10 protein-coding genes and 1 pseudogene are annotated in these 18,809 nt (G+C 46.6%); 5 read left to right on the top strand and 6 right to left on the bottom strand.

Going from position 1 to position 18,809, the window contains the following annotated elements; genetic code table 11:
• The coding region (locus K5677_RS07560; protein WP_296726422.1) for a CotH kinase family protein at positions 1-2,442 on the bottom strand (2,442 nt) is incomplete at its 3' end.
• A 338-nt stretch (positions 2,443-2,780) separates the two neighbouring features.
• On the opposite strand from K5677_RS07560, the gene K5677_RS07555 reads away from it, so the two are divergent.
• The 3 genes from K5677_RS07555 (at position 2,781) to metF (ending at position 6,937) form a co-directional block, all read left to right on the top strand.
• The gene (locus K5677_RS07555; protein WP_296726419.1) at positions 2,781-3,692 is read left to right on the top strand and encodes a LysR family transcriptional regulator; all 912 of its coding nucleotides are present in this window, start codon (positions 2,781-2,783) and stop codon (positions 3,690-3,692) included.
• A 103-nt stretch (positions 3,693-3,795) separates the two neighbouring features.
• Positions 3,796-6,069 (top strand): 5-methyltetrahydropteroyltriglutamate--homocysteine S-methyltransferase, encoded by a 2,274-nt coding sequence (metE, locus tag K5677_RS07550; protein WP_296726417.1) that lies wholly within the window; start codon positions 3,796-3,798, stop codon positions 6,067-6,069.
• Positions 6,056-6,937, top strand: a complete 882-nt coding sequence (metF, locus tag K5677_RS07545; RefSeq protein ID WP_296726415.1) for a methylenetetrahydrofolate reductase [NAD(P)H] — start codon at positions 6,056-6,058, stop codon at positions 6,935-6,937. Before metE ends, metF begins: the two co-directional genes overlap by 14 nt.
• 61 nt (positions 6,938-6,998) lie before the next feature.
• On the opposite strand, the gene K5677_RS07540 is transcribed toward metF, so the two are convergent.
• Together K5677_RS07540 and K5677_RS07535 are read right to left on the bottom strand one after the other, a co-directional pair.
• Positions 6,999-7,754, bottom strand: a complete 756-nt coding sequence (locus tag K5677_RS07540; protein ID WP_296726414.1) for a DUF6273 domain-containing protein — start codon at positions 7,752-7,754, stop codon at positions 6,999-7,001.
• Complete coding sequence (locus K5677_RS07535) at positions 7,754-10,234, bottom strand: glycoside hydrolase family 3 protein (RefSeq protein ID WP_296726413.1); 2,481 nt, start codon at positions 10,232-10,234, stop codon at positions 7,754-7,756. The genes K5677_RS07540 and K5677_RS07535 overlap by 1 nt, the downstream gene beginning before the upstream one ends.
• Positions 10,235-10,529: 295 nt before the next feature.
• Here K5677_RS07535 and K5677_RS07530 point away from each other — a divergent pair, with 295 nt between their 5' ends.
• Positions 10,530-13,904: a beta-L-arabinofuranosidase domain-containing protein gene (locus tag K5677_RS07530; RefSeq protein WP_296726412.1), complete on the top strand. Its 3,375-nt coding sequence runs from the start codon at positions 10,530-10,532 to the stop codon at positions 13,902-13,904.
• 46 nt (positions 13,905-13,950) lie between these two features.
• On the opposite strand, the gene K5677_RS07525 is transcribed toward K5677_RS07530, so the two are convergent.
• Entirely contained in the window at positions 13,951-15,723 is a 1,773-nt protein-coding gene (locus K5677_RS07525; protein ID WP_296726410.1) for a CotH kinase family protein, read from the bottom strand.
• A gap of 241 nt (positions 15,724-15,964) precedes the next feature.
• On the opposite strand from K5677_RS07525, the gene K5677_RS07520 reads away from it, so the two are divergent.
• Positions 15,965-17,038 carry a dockerin type I repeat-containing protein gene (locus K5677_RS07520; RefSeq protein WP_296726407.1) on the top strand — a complete coding sequence of 358 codons (1,074 nt, stop codon included), beginning with the start codon at positions 15,965-15,967 and terminating at the stop codon, positions 17,036-17,038.
• A gap of 57 nt (positions 17,039-17,095) precedes the next feature.
• On the opposite strand, the gene K5677_RS07515 is transcribed toward K5677_RS07520, so the two are convergent.
• Both K5677_RS07515 and K5677_RS07510 read right to left on the bottom strand, forming a co-directional pair.
• A complete protein-coding gene (locus K5677_RS07515; protein WP_296726406.1) occupies positions 17,096-18,319 on the bottom strand; it encodes a leucine-rich repeat protein in 1,224 nt (407 codons plus the stop codon).
• A 291-nt stretch (positions 18,320-18,610) separates the two neighbouring features.
• A pseudogene (locus K5677_RS07510) lies at positions 18,611-18,809 on the bottom strand (hypothetical protein); the annotation flags it as partial.

The raw sequence follows: 18,809 nt of genomic DNA, 5'->3' as shown, positions 1-18,809 counted from the left end.
TTTCGTTGTCTGAACAGCAGTTGTGGTCTTTTCGTTTGCGTCGCCCACATAAACAGCCTGTACTGAGGCGTCGTTTTCAACTCTTACCTTGATATAAGCATCGGTGAGCTCTCCGCCGCTCAGCTTCGCGCCGTTAAGCTCCCAGTGCGAGAAGGTGCAGCCCTCAACGGGAACTGCTGTGAGGTGAAGGTCGTAGTCAGAATGATAATTACCGCTCCAGCTGCTTATCCTGCCCAGCTCAAGGCTGTTCAACCTGATGCTGCCCTTGTCTGTATTGTTCACTACTGTGAGCTTATGGGGCTCAGACGAAAGCTTCATAGCGTTTCTTGTGGTGCGCTCTGCATACGGATAACGCTTTTCGTAGAACTCGGTAAGAACAGCCATTGATTCCTCAAAGCGCCTTATACCGTTGTCCCCTGATAAGCTGCCCGAATGGAAACGTGCATATGTATCGGCTACCTGCTGTCTGTAACTGTTCCTGTAGCTATTTATCACTGTCTTTGTTTTGTTGGGCTCAAAATTATAATTTGCAAGGTCCATCATTGTTCTTGCGAATTTCATTCTGAACGAGTCATTATTGAGAAGTCCGTTGAACATTCTTGCAAGCTGACTGTTGTTATTGCGGATACGCTCAAAGCCGTCGGCATGAAATGACTTATCATCAGAGCCGTAAAGTCCCTGTCCCGATTCGGTATCAAAGAGTATCATTCTCCACTTGCCGTCAGCGTATGGATTGCTCTCATCTTTTGTGTTTGAACGCCATGCACTGAAATTATTCTGCGGCCAGTCACCGTTTGACCAGTATATCTGTGCTGCAAAATAGTCCATAAAGCCCTGAAGGTCTACCTTATTGCAGAACTCCTCAAAGGATATGCTGCCGTTTGCAGCTCCGTCGCAGAGTGAGCGCCAGTCTCTGAGGTCGTTATCCGTACCTTCTTCAAGCGCTCCGTTCTCTATCATTGCTATTCCGTTCTTATCAACACCGTAATGATCGCTGAGGAAGCTCTTGTTTATCTTCTCCTGCATCTGATAAATTCCCCAGAACTCACCGTCAAGGAACAGGATACACTCCGAAGACGCCTGCTTTGCAAAGGTTTTGTCCGCAACAAGAGCCTGATTTATGCTGTCGCGAAAAAAAGCCGAGGTATTGTCGTTTCCGCCGTTGCGGATAACGATACCGTCGTATTTCTTGATAGCCTTGCCGTTCTTAGCCTTGACAGCCCTGCCTGAGAAGAAGTCATAATCAAACTCGGATACACCGTATTCCTTGCGTGTATAGACATTGAAGCTTTTCTGCTCAAGCGATCTTGAAAAAGCGCCCTTGATACGAATGCCCACATTCTGTTCAATGACCTTTTCGCCGTTATCGAACATAGTGAATACAGCAGGACGCTCCCATTCCCTGCCCTTCATCGAATAGTTTGCTTTTTTCTCCCAGGGCCATTTTTCCCTGTCAGCTTCTCTGTTCTGTTCGTAGATATTGCCGAGGCAGTATATTCCCTTTTCCTTGTCAAAGAGATTTGCAGGATCGGTAACAAGTGAAACGACCTTCATATTCTTATAGTAGCCAGAATTGGTCTTTCCAAGCATATAGGTCTTGGTAACGTATTCGCTGGCATGATTTTCCTTGTCAACTGCAACAGCACGGATCACCACCGCCTTGTCCACATTTCCGCGGGGAGCCTCTGCTCCGTCGGGAACTATGTCTGTGCGATTGCTGAGACGATTCTCGGTGTCGGACATATCCCTGATGCTAAGGGGCTCTGTGTACTTCTTAGAGCCGTAAACGGGATCGCTGCCGTCTGTTGTATAGTATATATCGCAGCCATCATCAGCTGTGAGTGTCAGTTTGAAATCGCTGTCATAAAAGCCGCTTTCATGCGAGAAATTCGGCTTATGTACAGACGCACTTCCCTCGGGAACCGCATTTGCCTTTTCGGGAGTAGCTTTCAGTATGTAATAATCTCCGCTGCCGTCGGGATACTGTCCGTAGGAATTATCAGCAGGGATAGTTTCAAAAGTGATAGTCTGGGCGGTACTTCCGCTCTTTTCCGTAAGGGTAAGTGTCTCTCCGTCTGTTGACAGTCCGAATGGCGCTATGCTTGTATCATTCTTTGCAGCGTCGCTGTCGCAGAAAACAACAAGTCTGCCCCCTGCGGCGATATGTGTTCCGTCAGGGAATGTGAATTTAAAGGGCTTTTCAGCCTTGTCTGAAAGTCCCCAGCCCGAAATATCGGCTTCTGCCTTTCCGCTGTTATAAAGCTCGATCCAGTCGAAGCCGCTGCCGTCCGCAGCCTTGTAAGTGGTGTTTTTTGAGCAGACCTCGTTTATTGTCACCCTTGCTCCGTCTTCTGCATTTGCGGGAAGCAGCGTCGAGGTCTGCATCAGCATTCCAAGACACAGGACTCCTGCGATAGTCCGTTTTTTTGACGTGTTTTTCATTTTTTCCTCCAGCTTATATAAACTCTCTTATTTTTCTGCTTTGGTCTTGCTCTGACTGTGTCTGTTTATGTGTCAGACCATACTGTAAATGACCGCAGCTTAAATATTATATCATATATAAATGGCTATTACAAGCGTTTTATAAAAATATTTTTCCGATTTATGAACCTTTTATGCGATACAAACAAAAAGCTTTTCGGTTATATTAACGCCGTGTTTTAATGTTCACTAATACAGCTCAATATTTAATGTCTGCTGATACTTTTTCTGAAAGGTGACTTATTATTGTATTTTCCGCTGCTCCATGTTATAATAATCAATAAAAGGAGGCATGATACATGACCTTACAGCAATTAAAATACATTATCACAATAGCAGAAACAGGCTCCATAACTACTGCCGCACAACGCCTGTTTATCGCACAGCCAAGCCTTTCCAAGTCCGTTGCGGAGCTTGAGAAGGAAATGGGGATAACCATTTTCAACCGCAGCAACAGAGGCGTTTATCTCTCTGAGGACGGTACGAAATTCCTGTCCTACGCCCGTCAGATAGTTGAGCAGGCAGAGCTTCTCGAAAATGAATACAAGTCCACCGCTCCGCCGCGCAGAGCCTTTGCGGTATCTGCGCAGCACTACGCATTCGTTGTAAACGCTTTTGTACGGCTTGTCCGCGAATACGGCCGTGATAAGTACGAATTTTCCCTCCGCGAACTTAAAACTGCGGAGATAATAGAGGACGTCCGCACCCACAGAAGTGACCTCGGAGTGCTGTTCCTCAGCGACTTTAACCGCGAGGTCATCAGACATATCTTACAGAATGAGGAAATGAAATTCGAGCCGCTGTTTACGGCAAAGCCCCATGTTTTTGTCAGCAGGAGCAACCCGCTTGTCGGCAGAGGATCGGTGACTCTCGATGATCTGAAGGCATTTCCCAGACTTACCTACGATCAGGGCGTGAAAAATTCATTCTATTTTGCAGAGGAGCTCCACATCACAGCGGAAAGTCCGAAGAATATAGTCGTTTCCGACAGAGCTACCCTTTTCAACCTGCTTATCGGACTTGACGGATATACCATTTCGTCAGGTATCCTCAGCTCTGACCTCAACGGCAGCAACATCGTTTCCATACCTCTTGAAAGCAGCGAGAAAATGGAGATAGGCTATATCGTCACCACCGACCGTCCCATGAACGAGCTGACAGAGCGCTACCTCGAACATCTTAAAGAGTACATCGCCAATTACTCTTCCTGATATAGCTTTTAGCTATGGTGCTGCATTTCTTTTTGATATTAACACATTACAGCCGAAATATGTTACAATACTCACAGACTAAAACATATCGGAGGAATATGAAATGCAGACATCAATTATCGGATACCCAAGAATAGGCAAGTTACGCGAGCTCAAATTTGCCAGCGAGATGTACTTCCGCGGCGAGATAACAGCCGCTGACCTTGAAAAAGCAGCAAAGGATATCCGTTCATATAACTTATCCATACAGAAAAAAAGCGGACTTGACCTTATCCCGTCAGGCGACTTCTCGTTCTATGACGGAGTTCTTGATACAGCATTCCTGCTTAACGCCGTCCCCGAAAGATATACAGCTCTCGGACTTTCAGAGCTTGATACATACTTTGCGGCTGCAAGAGGGTATCAGGGCGAAAAAGGCGATGTTAAAGCCCTTGCCATGAAAAAATGGTACAACACTAATTACCATTACATGGTGCCTGAGATAGACGACAGCACCGAGATAAAGCTCAGCGGCACAAAGCCGTTTGAGCTTTTCAGCGAGGCTCTCAGCAGCGGTACAAAGACCAAGCCCGTTATCATCGGCGCTTACACATTCTTAAAGCTTGCAAGATACAAAGGCACAAAAACAGCCTCAGACTTTGTTGAACAGACCGCAGCTGCATATTCTGAGCTTCTGAAAAAATTCAGCGGACTTGGTGCTGAGTGGATACAGTTTGATGAGCCATCACTGGTAATGGATATGACAGCCGAGGATATACGCCTTTTCACAGAACTTTACGAGAATATCCTCAGAAGCAAGGGCTCGGTAAAGGTTATTGCGCAGACCTATTTCGGTGACGTCCGCGACTGCTATAAGGAGCTTTGCGCTCTTGACTTTGACGGCATCGGACTTGACTTCACCGAAGGAAAAAAGTCCCTTGAGATCATTAAGCAAAACGGCTTCCCCACAGGGAAGACGCTCTTTGCAGGAGTTGTAAACGGAAAGAATATCTGGCGCAGCAATTACGCTTCCACTCTTTCAGTTCTCTCCGAGCTTGAAAAGTACGCAGGCAGTATAGTTATCAGCACCTCATGCTCACTTCTCCACGTTCCCTGCACTCTTTCCAACGAGACCAAGCTCGATAATAAGTACAAAAAGCATTTTGCATACGCTGAAGAAAAGCTTACAGAGCTTGCTGAGCTGAAAAAGATAACCTCTGCAAAAAGTCCTGCCGAAAGCGAGGAATACCGCAGAAATGCCGTGCTTCACAGCGAGCCGAGAACCACAGGCAACGAAGCAGTCAGAAAAAAGGTAGCCGCCCTTACCGAAAAGGACTTCGTGAGACTTCCCGGGTTTGCAGAGCGCGAGCGCATACAGAAAGAGCGCTTCAAGCTGCCACTTTTCCCCACCACAACAATTGGCTCTTTCCCACAGACTGCCGAGATAAAGTCCGTCCGCAGCGCACACCGCAAGGGCGAGCTCTCCGACAGCGATTACGAGTTCTTCATTGAGAAAAAGACAGCCGAATGCATAGCATTGCAGGAGGAAATAGGTCTGGACGTACTTGTACACGGCGAATTCGAGCGCAGCGACATGGTAGAATACTTCGGCGAGTGCCTTGACGGCTACCTTTTCACCGAAAAGGCATGGGTGCAGTCCTATGGCACACGCTGCGTAAAGCCTCCTGTTGTATGGGGGGATATCTCACGTGCAAAGCCAATGACCGTAAGATGGTCGGTGTACGCTCAGAGCCTTACAAAAAAGCCTATGAAGGGTATGCTCACAGGTCCTGTTACTATACTCAACTGGTCATTCCCGAGAGAGGATATATCCCTCAGAGAGACCGCTTTGCAGATTGCTCTTGCTATCCGTGAAGAAGTTCTTGACCTTGAAAAAAACGGAATAAGCATCATACAGGTGGACGAAGCTGCTCTCCGCGAGAAACTCCCTCTCCGCAGGTCTGACTGGCGAGAGGACTATCTTGACTGGGCAATACCTGCATTCAGATACGTTCACAGCGGCGTAAAGCCCGAAACTCAGATACACACACATATGTGCTACAGCGAATTTTCCGATATTATCAAGGACATCGACGATATGGACGCCGATGTAATCACCTTTGAGGCTTCACGCTCGGACCTGACTATCCTTGATGTTCTCAGGGAGAATAACTTCCGCACAGAGGTAGGTCCAGGTGTATATGATATCCACTCTCCGAGAGTTCCGTCAAAGGAGGAGATAAAGGCTGCTATCGGCAAGATGAGGGAGCGTATCCCTGCCGAAAAGCTATGGGTAAATCCTGACTGCGGACTTAAAACCAGAGGAAACGCAGAGACTGTCCCCAGCCTTAAAAACCTTGTGAACGCTGCAAAAGAGGTGCGAAATGAAAACTGCTGAATTATTTGAACACAAAACTGTGTTTTCCCTTGAGGTCTTTCCTCCCAAGCCTGATACCGATGAGAAAGTCATATACGATACTCTGAATGCACTCTCTGATATATCCCCTGATTTCATAAGTGTGACCTACGGCGCAGGGGGCGGAAAAAACGGCTTAAAGACCATACAGATAGCCTCTGATATACAGAACAGATACGGAGTAGAAAGTGTTGCTCATCTTCCGTGTACAGGTCTTACAAGAGCGCAGGCTGCCGCGATACTTGACAGCTTGCAGGCTCACGGCATAGAAAATGTTCTCGCACTCCGCGGCGACAGGAGAGAGGATTCGGCTGAAACAGGAGATTTCTGCCATGCCAGCGACCTTATCTCATTTATAAAGGAGCATTATGACTTCAATATCATAGCTGCCTGCTATCCCGAGGTACACCCTGAGAGCATCAGTGCAGTTGACGACCTGAAATGGCTCCGCCACAAAGTTGAATGCGGCGCAGACCACCTGATAACCCAGCTTTTCCTTGATAACAGATATTTTATGGAATTCCGCGAAAAGGCTTGCATTGCAGGAATAGACGTCCCTATCGAGGCAGGTATCATGCCTGTTACCAACAAGCGCCAGATAGAGCGCATGGTAAAGCTCTGCGGAGTACAGCTGCCAAAGAAGTTCGTCCGCGTCCTTGAAAAATACGAGCATAACGAAACAGCTCTCCGCGATGCAGGCATTGCCTATGCCATCGACCAGATAACAGACCTCATAGCCGAGGGCGTTGACGGTATACACCTGTACACCATGAATAACCCATATGTTGCGCAGAAGATATTCGAGGCTGTAGAAAGCCTTATTTCCGTAAGCTGCTGTACCGCCAGATGACCTGTGATAGAAGATTCCGCATACATAAAAAAACAGCCTGTACCGTGGTACAGGCTGTTTTTCACCGTTTCATGTCAGCGAGTTCAAGGTCTATCCAGACAGATGGACGAACCGATGCCTCCATACAAGTAACATAATCGCCGCCTGATGAAGAGTTATTTTTATCATTATCCGCCGCACCTGCTTCAATTGGACCTTCATCATCGACCACAGCAGCAACATATGCACTGTTGAGCGTTCGCAGCCACCACCAGCAGTTACCTGTATCTTTAGATTTAGGTGCTCCATGAGCATGACAATATGCGGTTCCTTGACATAGACGTTCACTGTTTGAGCTGAAATATTCATATGCCTCAGCAGCACTCAAAAGAAAGACTTTATCCTGCGTATCATTGCCCTGAGATAATTTGTGCAGTGGATTTTCGTCCGCTGTTACGGTTGAGGTGATTATACTGTTCTGCTCCTCCGAAGAAAAAGCTTCATTCAGAAATGTATCGTTAAGCCACTTCCTCATGAAAGAATTCTCCCACGGAACTTCGGTTATGTGCTGTGAATAGGGCTGAACGTCAAGTGCGTATCTGCTTATGAGAAGCGCTTTATTATCCTCTCTTGCAAGTACAAGCCATTCTATATCCTCTTTGCCGTTTGACAAGTCATTATCCTGCTCATAAGAGCCGAAAGTAACATATCCACCTGTCTGAACATCAGGCAAAACAGGCTCTGAGCTTTTATTACCATTTGAGCAGCCAGTAAAAGCTCCCGCAGCGGCTATGCATAATGCACAGCCAAATGCGGTCATTGCTCTACGTTTCTTCATCACTTTATATCCTCGAACAGTGATTCATAGTATTCGGGCGTTCTCTCGGGAAGACAAGTAGACACATATACCCAGCACATGAGGTCATCATCAAGCTTTTTCATGTAAATAGCGTCAAAACAGGTCTCATCATAGAAAACTAAATCTCTTGTAAATTCTTCTGCTCCGAGCTTTACCTTTGTTCTTTCCTTCCAATCATACTCTGAATCGTCTGAAATGAAAAACTTTTCTATCCACGCTTTGTAATCATCAAGTATCATTTCCACAGTAACATTTTCAGCGTCAGGGAAAGCCAACTTAGTATTTACATATATAACATCAACAGTTTCTTTTGCATTTGCAAATACACCGTCAATTGTTCTGGACGTTTCACGAATAATATCTTCTTCATCAGTAAGCGCTGCTATATCTTCCTCTTTTTCTTCAAGTGTATAAGGAAAATAATTCAAGTTTCCGGGAACATTGATTTTGATTTTAGCATAATCATTGACATAAACGCCGTCCTTGAAAAGTCCGGGGGTGTAATTCGTGCCTGCAATTGCAGGATCGGGCTCTACCTCAGTCGGCGGATCAAGAATTGTCTCAGGCTCAGTCTGCGCCTTGAAGCCGTCGCCGTAGTTGAGACCGTAGCCTCTTTCGAGCCAGCAATTGTCTGTGCGTATCTGGTTTAATGAGCTGTACCAAGGGGACGGGAGTTTGCCTGTAAAATCTGAACAGCCGCAGAGCACATCGGATATGCCCTTGCCCTCAGAACCCGGCAGATAGCACATAACCACGCTGTCCCAGTCATCATATACTCTCTTGTTGATGAGAACATTTCTGCCTGCCACGATACAGGTAACAGTGGGCTTGCCGAGAGCTTTTGCCTCTGCACGGGCTTCTTTATTGCCTTTAAGACCAAGCGTGCCGAAAAGGCTCATATCCTCGGTATCGCCGTTCCACTCGGCGTAGTTCTGCTCACCTAAGCAAAGCAGTACAACATCGGCTTTATCTGCTTCTTCCTTATCTGTTATGACCTCTATGCCGTAGTCCTCGGCATAGCGCTCAAAGGCTTCCTGTATGGTGGTAACTCCGGGGACGTCCTTTGAGGTAGAGCCGTTCCAGTCCATAGTCCAGCCTCCACACTGTGCCTGACAGCTGTTTGCCGCAGGTCCTGTGATATAGACCTTTGTACCCTTTTTAAGCGGAAGCACGTTATTCTCGTTTTTGAGAAGCACAAGGCTCTCCTCCACAAGCTTCTCGGCTACCTTTCGGTATTCAAGAGAGCCAGTTTCCTTCTGCTTTGTTTGGAGGTTCTCGCAGAGCGGATCGTCGAATATGCCTGCTTCCTTTTTGACCTTGATTATTCGCGTAACAGCGTCGTTGACACGTTCCTCGGTTATCTCTCCGCTGCCTACAGCATCAACGATTATCTGCTTTGCTTCGGCGTATCTGTCGGTCTCCATAAGCATATCTATACCTGCATTAATGCTCGTTATTACCTGATCTTTATACGAATCTCCTGATATATGCTGTATAGAGCCCCAGTCGCTGACGATAAAGCCATCAAAGCCCATTTCGTTTTTGAGCTTCATGATGTAATCCTTGTTTTCGTGCATTTTAACGCCATTGAGAGCCGAATGGCTTATCATTATGGTCTGAACGCCTGCGTCTATCTGAGCCTGATATACTTTCAGTAGCTCCTCTATCTCCGCGTCTGTGAGCTGTGCATCGCCGCGGTCTATACGCTTGAGGGGAGCGCCCTCCTCGCCTGTGCCGTACAGTACATTGCCGTCAGCAAAGAAATGCTTTGCGCAGGCAACAAGTCCGCCGTCCTGAAGTCCCTTTGTGTAGGCGGTGCTGAGCTTGGTTATTGTTTCGAGGTCAGAGCCATATGACTCGTATGTACGTCCCCAGCGAGGGTCAACGGACTGAGCAACGCAGGGCGAGAAGTTCCACAGCATATGGCAGAGCTTTGCTTCGTCAGCTGTAATAAGACCTACCTGATAGGCAAGCTCCTCATCGTTGGCAGCGCCCTGACCGATGTTGTGGGGAAAGTAAACTGCATCGCGGCAGTAATTAACGCCGTGAACGTCGTCCTGTCCGTAGATGTATGGAATACCTGCCTCAGACTCGATAGCTGCCTGCTGGAAGCCGTCAACGGTCTCAGCCCATGCATCCGAGTCGATACAGCCGACTGTGGAAAGGATACTGCCGTAGTCATTGGCTTTCATGTCATCCTCTGTGATGTTATAGACCGCAGGCTGTACCATCTGGCTTGCCTTCTGTTCAAGTGTAAGCTCGCCTGCTATTTCCTCGGGAGTCATAGAAGCGAATCTCTGATACCTCGGACCGTGGTCCTTTGCTGTGCTGTCTGATGCAATTTCAATTTCTGATTCAATTGCAGAATCTGATTCCGATGTTTTTGTGTTTTGTTCCGCGCATGAGGCTGTGGAAGCCAGAATTGCCAGCGGAAGCAATAGTGCCAGCGTTTTTTTCATTTTTTCCTCCTCAGTAGTATATCGGGACCGTCACCAGTCAATAGATAAGGATATTATACCACAATACATAATAAACGTCAACAAAACCCGAGAATGACTGAGCCGCATCAAGCTAAGGTGCAGCTTTGTTCACATATTTACAATATATCACATTCTGCAAATTATGTATATTTACGAATAGAGTATGAATTTAAACAAAATATTTTCAACCTTTTCTGTAATTTTGTGGGTTGTCTCGCAGAAAAAAATGAGTTACAATATTGGTGGATATTAAAATTTAAAGGAGGAATTCCATATGTTATCAAAACTTCCCTCTCGTCTGACATCATTCGGAATTGCTGCTGCTATGATGTGTTCGTTCACAAACTTCCCAATAACAAGCATCTCCGCGGCAGAGGACGCAAACATCCGTAATTTCAGCATCTCAGACGTGACCATGACTGACGCCTACAGTGTCAACGCATTCAACAAGGAGCTTGACTATCTCCTGGCATTCGACACCAACAGGCTCCTCGCAGGATTCCGTGAAAACGCTGGCCTCAACACCTACGGTGCAAAGCGCTACGGCGGCTGGGAAAGCACCAACATCGCAGGTCACTCGGTAGGTCACTATATGACCGCGATAGCTCAGGCTTATCAGAACCCCTCTCTTACTGATAAGCAGCGCTCTGACCTCTACAAAAGAATGACCACTCTCGTCGACGGACTCAGAGAGTGTCAGAAGAACTCAAAAGGCAAGCCAGGTCTGATATGGGCTCCCACTCATCCCAACGGAACAGGTGTGGAGGTTCAGTTCGACATGGTTGAGGCTGGCAAGTCCAACATTATAACCGAGGCTTGGGTCCCGTGGTACACCATTCACAAGCTTATGACCGGTATCGTCGACATCTACAACGCTACGGGGTATGCTCCTGCAAAAGACCTCGGCTCCGACCTCGGCGACTGGGTCTACAACCGCTGCAAGACCTGGAACGACCAGAAGCACCGCACCGTACTCTCTATCGAATACGGCGGCATGAATGATTGTATGTACGAGCTCTATGCCATCACAGGCAAGGACAACCATGCTGTAGCGGCACATTACTTCGATGATACAAATCTTCACGAGACTATAGCGAAGGGCGGCGCAAACGTCCTCAACGGCAAGCACGCTAATACCACTATACCTAAGTTCATCGGTGCCCTGAAGCGCTATATAATCTGCAACGGAAAGACTATCAACGGCGAGAAGGTAGATGCTACGCGTCAGCTCCAGTACGCCGAAGCTTTCTGGGATATCGTGGTCACTCACCACACTTACATCACAGGCGGAAACAGTGAGTGGGAGCACTTCGGTATGGACGACATCCTCGACAAGGAGCGTACAAACTGCAACTGCGAGACCTGTAACTCATACAATATGCTCAAGCTCAGCCGCGAGCTGTTCAAGATAACAGGCGACAGCAAATACATGGACTACTATGAGAGCACCTACTACAACTCCATCCTCTCCTCGCAGAACCCCGAAACAGGTATGACCACCTACTTCCAGCCTATGGCTACAGGCTATTTCAAGGTCTACAGCACACCGTTTGACAGGTTCTGGTGCTGTACGGGAAGCGGTATGGAGAGCATGTCAAAGCTCGGCGATACTATTTATATGCACGGCGACAATACCGTCTATGTAAATATGTATCAGAGCTCTATCCTCAACTGGAAAGACAAGAATATGAAGATAACTCAGGAGAGTACTATCCCAAGCGGCGATACCACAAAGTTCACTATCGACGGCAGCGGCGCTGTTGATTTCCGCTTCCGTATCCCTGACTGGAAAGCAGGCAATATGACCGTCAAGGTAGACGGCGAAAAGTACTCCTACAAGACCGTTGACGGATACGCTCAGGTAACAGGCGACTTCAAGAAGGGTGATACCATCGAGCTGACTATCCCCGAGGCGGTAAAGGCTTATTCGCTCCCCGACAAGAACACGGTATACGGCTTCAAGTACGGTCCTGTGGTACTCAGCGCAGAGCTGGGCAAGCAGAACATGGCTACAGGCTCGACAGGTATGAATGTAACTATCCCCAAGGATAAGGTGACTCCCTCAGAGAATATCCGTATCTCCGACAACAGCACTACTGTCAATACCTTTATGACAGATATCAGCGACCACCTCGTAAGAGACGGCAGCACCCTTAACTTCAAGCTCAAGGACACTGACCACGACCTTACATTCTCGCCTCATTATATGCAGTATCAGCAGCGCTACGGCATCTACTGGAACTTCCAGAGCAGCAGCACAGCTGTTGACAGACCTGCACGTTCAAAGTCAACCGTTACAGATACTGTACAGCCCGGCTACGGACAGTACGAGAACGACAATCTCCACGATATGCAGGAAACAAATACTCAGGGCATCACTGACGACAGCACATACCGCTACGCAAAGAGCGGCGGTTCATTCAGCTACAGAATGGCTGTTGACAAGGAAGCTGAGTATACTCTGCTCACAGTAAAGTTCCGCAAATCCGACAACGGCAAGTCTATCCGCATAGTTGTAGGTGATACAGTGCTCTACAGCGGAACTCTCGATTATAAGGGAAACAGTGACGTCTATGACGTAAAGCTCATAATTCCCCCAGAGGTTATGGACAAGAATGTAAAGGCTGTCAATGCCGATGGCACAGACTATGATGTCCTTACAGTTACATTCTCCTCCAACGATGACAAGGAGTCAGCAAAGGTTTGCGACTTCATCTATATGACAGCAGTCAAGCCTCTCTACGAATACGACAGCAGCATTGCTTACTTTGTAGACTGCGGCGACCACAACACCTACACCCTTTCAGGCAAGGACAAGCTTGGCTACTACAACAGCCTGACTGAGCAGATATATGGTCCTGACGGCGTAACAGGCGCTGAGTGGGGACTTATCGACGACACTACAGACCAGTATGACGGCAGCAAGAACAGCGCAGGCATCTATACTGCCAATACATGGTGTGACGAGAGAAATACAGGCGACGGCAGAGACAAGACCGCTTCATTCCGCTACACCAAGAACCAGTACGAGAACAACATCGACCGCCACCTTGACTACGGCTTTACTCTCCCTAACGGAAAGTACTCGGTAGAGATGTGCTTCAGCAATCCGTGGAACTGCTCAACATCTCCTTCTGTTTACGCAAATTACGGCAAGGACGACCAGAAGCTCATCGCTGAGAACTGTGCTACAAACGGTTCTACAGTATCAAAGGGCGAGGTAACTGTCAAGAACGGCAAGCTTGAGCTCAACTTCCGCTCTGCTGACAAGGCGATAAATCTGAACTACATCATTATCCGTACTCTTGAGCAGGAGCCCCTCCCAATAGCAACGACCACCATTGCCACAACAACAACTACGACAACAACAACAACAACAACTACCACCTCACAGGCACCAAAGGCTGACAAGCTCGGCGACGCTAACTGCGACGGTGAGATAGATATGTCGGACGTTGTTCTGATAATGCAGAGCCTTGCTAACCCCAACAAATATGCTCTCGGCGGTTCAGACGAAAAGGCTATAACAGAAAAGGGACTTGCAAATGCAGACGTTGATACAAGCAGCAAGGGCTTGACCGCAGGTGACGCTCTCCGCATACAGGAATATCTCCTCCACAAGATAGACTCCTTTGAAGCTGCGGTATAACAGAATAATAACAAAAAGGGAAGCATTCCATATGCTTCCCTTTTCTTTATGATATGTGTTTTTTCAGATGATTTGTAATGTATTCATACCTCTTATTATAAAAACTCCTCAGGGTATCAACTGCGCTGTTGTAATTGCTCTCAGCTCCGTAACCGCCTATAAGTCCGCTCCAGAAACGGTCATATGTAGCGATGATTATATCGTGATATTCCGCTGAAAGCCGGTCTATCTCAGCCTTTACCCTGTCGCTGTCAAAGTTCTTATCGGCTATCTCCATAAAGGTATGGGAAAACTGCTGTCTGAAGCCCTCGTTTTCCATAGCTCCGTTAAAGAGGTCGGCAAGGAAGCAGTCGCTTTCCATAAGCTTTGCAAAGCTGTCATCAGAAGGCAGTGCCTCCCCATAGATGCCCGAGCTGTACTCGGTATCGTACATGATGAACCGCCATTTTCCGTCGGCATAGGGGTTATTCTCGTCAATGACCTCCGACTTCCACATCGCCATATTCTTTGAACCCCAGTCGAAATTGTTTATGTATATCTCGGCGCTTACATAGTCCATAAAGCCCTGCATATCCACACGGCTGCAAAGCTCATCATAAGCCGGGTCTCCTGAAAAATCGTTATTCTGTATCCACTGTCGGAGCTCCTGCCACTCCGCAAAGGTCTCCTCCCTGCCGTCAGAGAGCTCCTCTTTCTTGATGACGCAGATATCTCTTGCAGGGACGCCGTAATGGGAGCTTATGAAATCGTCGTCCATTTTTTCCGTTATCTCGTAGTGCCCCCAGAATTCGCCGTCAATGAACACAATGCAGGTCTCCATGCCCTGTGTGAGGAACTGCCTGTCAGAGACCAGCGACTGTATCAGCTTATCGCTGAAACGGGTATACATTGCGTCGTTGCCGCCGTTTCGCAGTACAAACGTATCAAATACTGTCACAGGCTGTCCACCTGACTTGCTCTTTACCTTCCCCGAAAACAGGTCATATTCCAGCTTCGGAGCTCCGTAATCGCTCCTTGCGTAGATATTGAAGCTCTTCTGAGAATAAGAACGGGTAGCTCCGCCGTGTATCCTTATGCCCACGTCCTGAGAAGCCGCAAGCTCACCGTTTTCAAAGAACTGCACAGCCGCCTGGCGCTCCCAGTCCCTGCCCTTCTGAGTGTAATTGGCAGGTATGAACCATTCGGGAGTATCCGGATCGTAATCGTTCTTTTTCCAGTCGTCATAGGTCTTTCCCAGCACGTATATACCCTTTTCGCGGTCGAAAAGATCAGCCTCATCGGTCATAACAGAAACTATCTTATATTTCTTGTAATAATCCGCTTTTTTGTCAAAGCCCACAAAGTAGGTATTGGATACAACAGGGCTCTTGTTGCCGTTTTCATCTATGGTTATTGCTCTGACTACAGTCGCCTTATCCACTTCATCACGTGGCTTAAAATCGTTGGCAAGCTCAATAGGCTGAGCAATATCGGTATGTGCGCTGAGGATATTTTTCTCGGCTGAGCGGTCGGTAATGGCTATAGGCTCAGTATAACGGCTGCTCTGAGCAGTTGGTATACTTCCGTCAAGGGTGTAAAATATCTGGTGGTCCTCGTCAGCCGTGATAGAAAGCGAAAAACCGCTGTCGTAGAAGCCGCTTTTTACGGAAAAGCGCATTCCCTCAGCTTCATATGGAGCTTCAAGGTCCTCGCTGACCTCCGCAGCCTCTGTGACTGAGGCAGGAGCGTCATTTTTGTCTTTTTCCGCGCATGAAGCTGCCATAAGCGCTGCAAAGCTCATGGATAATATCAGTAATGTCAGGATATACCCTCGTTTCATAGTATTCTCCTTGTTATGGATCGATAAGTAAAGTGTTTTCGCATTTTTTTAATTATACGATGTTTTTATCCCAAAGTCAATATATATATAACTACACGAAACTCTTGTCAAAGCTACAGCTGATTTTTCTCTTGTTTTTTGATATTCAGCAAAAAAAGACTTGTATTTTTTATTGTAAACAGGTATAATTATATTAACACAATACACACTTTTTTATGACATCTTTTAGGGAGGGATAATTATGAGATCAAAAAAGGCACTATTATCTGTTGCGTCAGCGCTCATGGCTGCTGCCTGTATGCTGCCATTCCCAGCGACAGCCGCAGATAGCGAGGCTGCTGTGACCGCTGTAACAGATACAGCCATAGACCTGTCAGAAAGCATCTCGTCAAACACTACCATTGACAACTACGAATTTTACTGTCCTGAGTACTTTCTGATCTATGGCAGTAAGATGAAAGCCTCCACAAACGGACGCTTTTCAGGTGAATATAAAGCTCCTCCGTATCCTCTGAATGGTCAGTATGCTGAGTTCAGCTCAATGTATAAATTCGGGGAAGGAAATGAACCCAATGTGGGCAAAAAGCAGAATATCCGCGCAGATTACTGCCTGAACAACAGATTAAACGGCAAATACGGCATTTTCTTTGATGCAATGATAACCGAAAATACAGAAAACCACGACCGCTGCTATTTCGATGTTGCTGAAATGGTATCAGGCTATGAGCCCGAGGACTTCCTCAAAACCTTTGAACTCAAATATGGAACTAATCATCTTGACCTCAAGTCATGTGAGCTGTTAAAATCCTATTCCTCAGGCGGTCATGAATACGACCTATACAAGGGTGTGTATCATTACTACGGCTGCTACAGCAATTACGACGAATACCGTTATATTGCTTTCAGAAAAGACTACGCAGATGGCGAACAGCTTGAAAACAGCATTGACCTCTATGATCATATGAGCCGGCTGAGCGAGTTTGAAAACGCCGATACCAAGATCGGCGCAATGTCATTGATATTCCGCACCATTGAAACAGAGGGCGACTTTGAGGTAACAAAGCAGGACATCAGTGTGATTGAACAAAGCACTGTTCCCGAGGTTATATCAGGAGACTTCAACAGCGACAAGCGCATAGATTCTATGGACGTAGTCCACGCACGAAAAACGCTCCTTAAACACATGAGCAGCGAAGGCGCTGATACTCCAGAATATGCCGACATTAACCTCAACGGCAAATTTGACGTAGCAGATATAGTTATGCTGCAATCCTTTGTCATCGGAAGGATAAAGGCATTTCCTGCATCAGAATAATTCAGCATATCATAAAAATACCGTCGGGAGACCGACGGTATTTTCGCATATATAAGCTTATTTCACATAATTCTTCTGCACATATTCTTCAAATGACATTACATTTTCGTGTGTTGTACCGCAGTAAGCATAATATGAAAGGATTATCGAAGCATCAACGGCATCTGCCTTGCCGTCCTTATTTACGTCAGCAGCAATCACCTGCTCATTTGTGAGACCGCCGTCCTTTTTTACAGAGGTATTTGCGTAATACTGAAGGACCATAGAGGCATCCACCGCATTTATAGTTCCGTTTCCGTCTGTATCACCAAGCTTGTACTTTGAAACAGGTGCAGTTGTAGTTGTTGTCACAGGAACCCCCGTTGTGGTCGTTGATGTTGTGGTCTTATTTGCTGTTGTAGTAGCAGCTGATGTTGTCGTTGTCTTATTTGCCGTTGTAGTAGTTGTCGCAGCAGTTGTTGTAGTTGTTGTTGCAGCTGTAGTAGTTGTAGTCGTTGCAGGTACAGGCTTTGGAAGCGCAATGAATTTATAATTATTGTCAGCCGCAAGCTGCTCTGCTGTTGAATCCTCATAGCCTGTGATAGTTCCGCTGTAGTAGGAATTGCCGTTTTTGTCCTGACCGTTGCAGATAAAGCATGAGATCTCAAAATCACAATCGGGATTGAGGATAGTTACAGATCTGAGCTTAGGACCTGAGCAGAAAGCCTCCTGACCTATATACGAAACAGAGGCAGAAACAGTAACGGCTTCAAGATTCTGAGAAAGCAGGAACGCAAAGCTGTCTATCTTCTTGACAGTATTCGGAACTGTGTATGTATTGTCAGCCTTACCCGCAGGATATGTCATGAGAGTATCCTTAGCCTTGTTGAACAAAACTCCGTCAGTGTCTGCGAAATTCTTATTGCTGCTGTCCACCTTTATGGACTTGAGCTTTAAGCACCATGAAAAAGCTGTGTCTCCGATAACAGCAACAGAAGAAGGAATAGTGACCTCCTGAAGCTTTTCAGCAAAATAAAAAGCATTTTCTGCAATACTTGTAACAGGGAGCTTGTTTACTGCTGCCGGGACAGAGCATTTTGTCAGCTCAGTATTGCTTACTCCGCTTACCTCGGCATGGTCTGAATAGACTGTAAAAATAAGCTCATCTGTTTCAACAGTTGTCGCTTCTGTCTCTGCACTTGCTGTTATTGAATAACTCGGAACATAGCTGCCGAATGGTACAGCTGCGCCTGCGGCTATGGTCAGCGACAGAACAGCCGCTAAAATTCTTGTTGTTCTCATAAAAAGCCTCCGTAAATAAAATTAATGAATAAGATTATAAGCCAGTTTACATTATATATCACAATGTTGTAAAATACAAGTCAAATATTGCTATCAGTATAAATGTACAAAGTTTTTTCTATCTGACATAATTTCAGGCATAAACAGACGGTATTTATTAAGGGCATCTCTAAAAAATGAAAAGACAGCCGATATTCACCGACTGCCTTTCAGGGGATATTAAAATTTGGAGAAATCTTTAATAAGTGTGCCGAAAGCCGATACGCCCTCGGCACGTTATATGAAAAACTATTAAGCGCGTGTGTGAACCTGACCACCTGCAAGAGTCTTGCCGTGAGCCTTTGCCATATCAGAAATGTTTACGTTCTGGTAACCATTCTGTGCAAGCCAAGGAAGAACCTCTTCCATAGCTGCTGCTGTGTTTGCATATGTCTCGTGGCAGAGTACGATAGCACCCTCAAGTGAGCCGTTCTGTGCAGCCTGCTTGATA

The organism is Ruminococcus sp. (assembly GCF_024684275.1).
The sequence above is the reverse complement of the archived record's forward strand: the minus strand, read 5'-3'. Positions and strand labels throughout refer to the sequence as shown.

What these genes read in the sequence shown, in the direction of transcription:
- K5677_RS07530 (WP_296726412.1), top strand. Translation starts at nt 10,530, where the DNA reads ATGTTATCAAAACTTCCCTCTCGTCTGACATCATTCGGAATTGCTGCT.
- K5677_RS07535 (WP_296726413.1), bottom strand. Translation starts at nt 10,234, where the DNA reads ATGAAAAAAACGCTGGCACTATTGCTTCCGCTGGCAATTCTGGCTTCC.
- K5677_RS07555 (WP_296726419.1), top strand. Translation starts at nt 2,781, where the DNA reads ATGACCTTACAGCAATTAAAATACATTATCACAATAGCAGAAACAGGC.
- K5677_RS07515 (WP_296726406.1), bottom strand. Translation starts at nt 18,319, where the DNA reads ATGAGAACAACAAGAATTTTAGCGGCTGTTCTGTCGCTGACCATAGCC.
- K5677_RS07520 (WP_296726407.1), top strand. Translation starts at nt 15,965, where the DNA reads ATGAGATCAAAAAAGGCACTATTATCTGTTGCGTCAGCGCTCATGGCT.
- metE (WP_296726417.1), top strand. Translation starts at nt 3,796, where the DNA reads ATGCAGACATCAATTATCGGATACCCAAGAATAGGCAAGTTACGCGAG.
- K5677_RS07525 (WP_296726410.1), bottom strand. Translation starts at nt 15,723, where the DNA reads ATGAAACGAGGGTATATCCTGACATTACTGATATTATCCATGAGCTTT.
- metF (WP_296726415.1), top strand. Translation starts at nt 6,056, where the DNA reads ATGAAAACTGCTGAATTATTTGAACACAAAACTGTGTTTTCCCTTGAG.
- K5677_RS07540 (WP_296726414.1), bottom strand. Translation starts at nt 7,754, where the DNA reads ATGAAGAAACGTAGAGCAATGACCGCATTTGGCTGTGCATTATGCATA.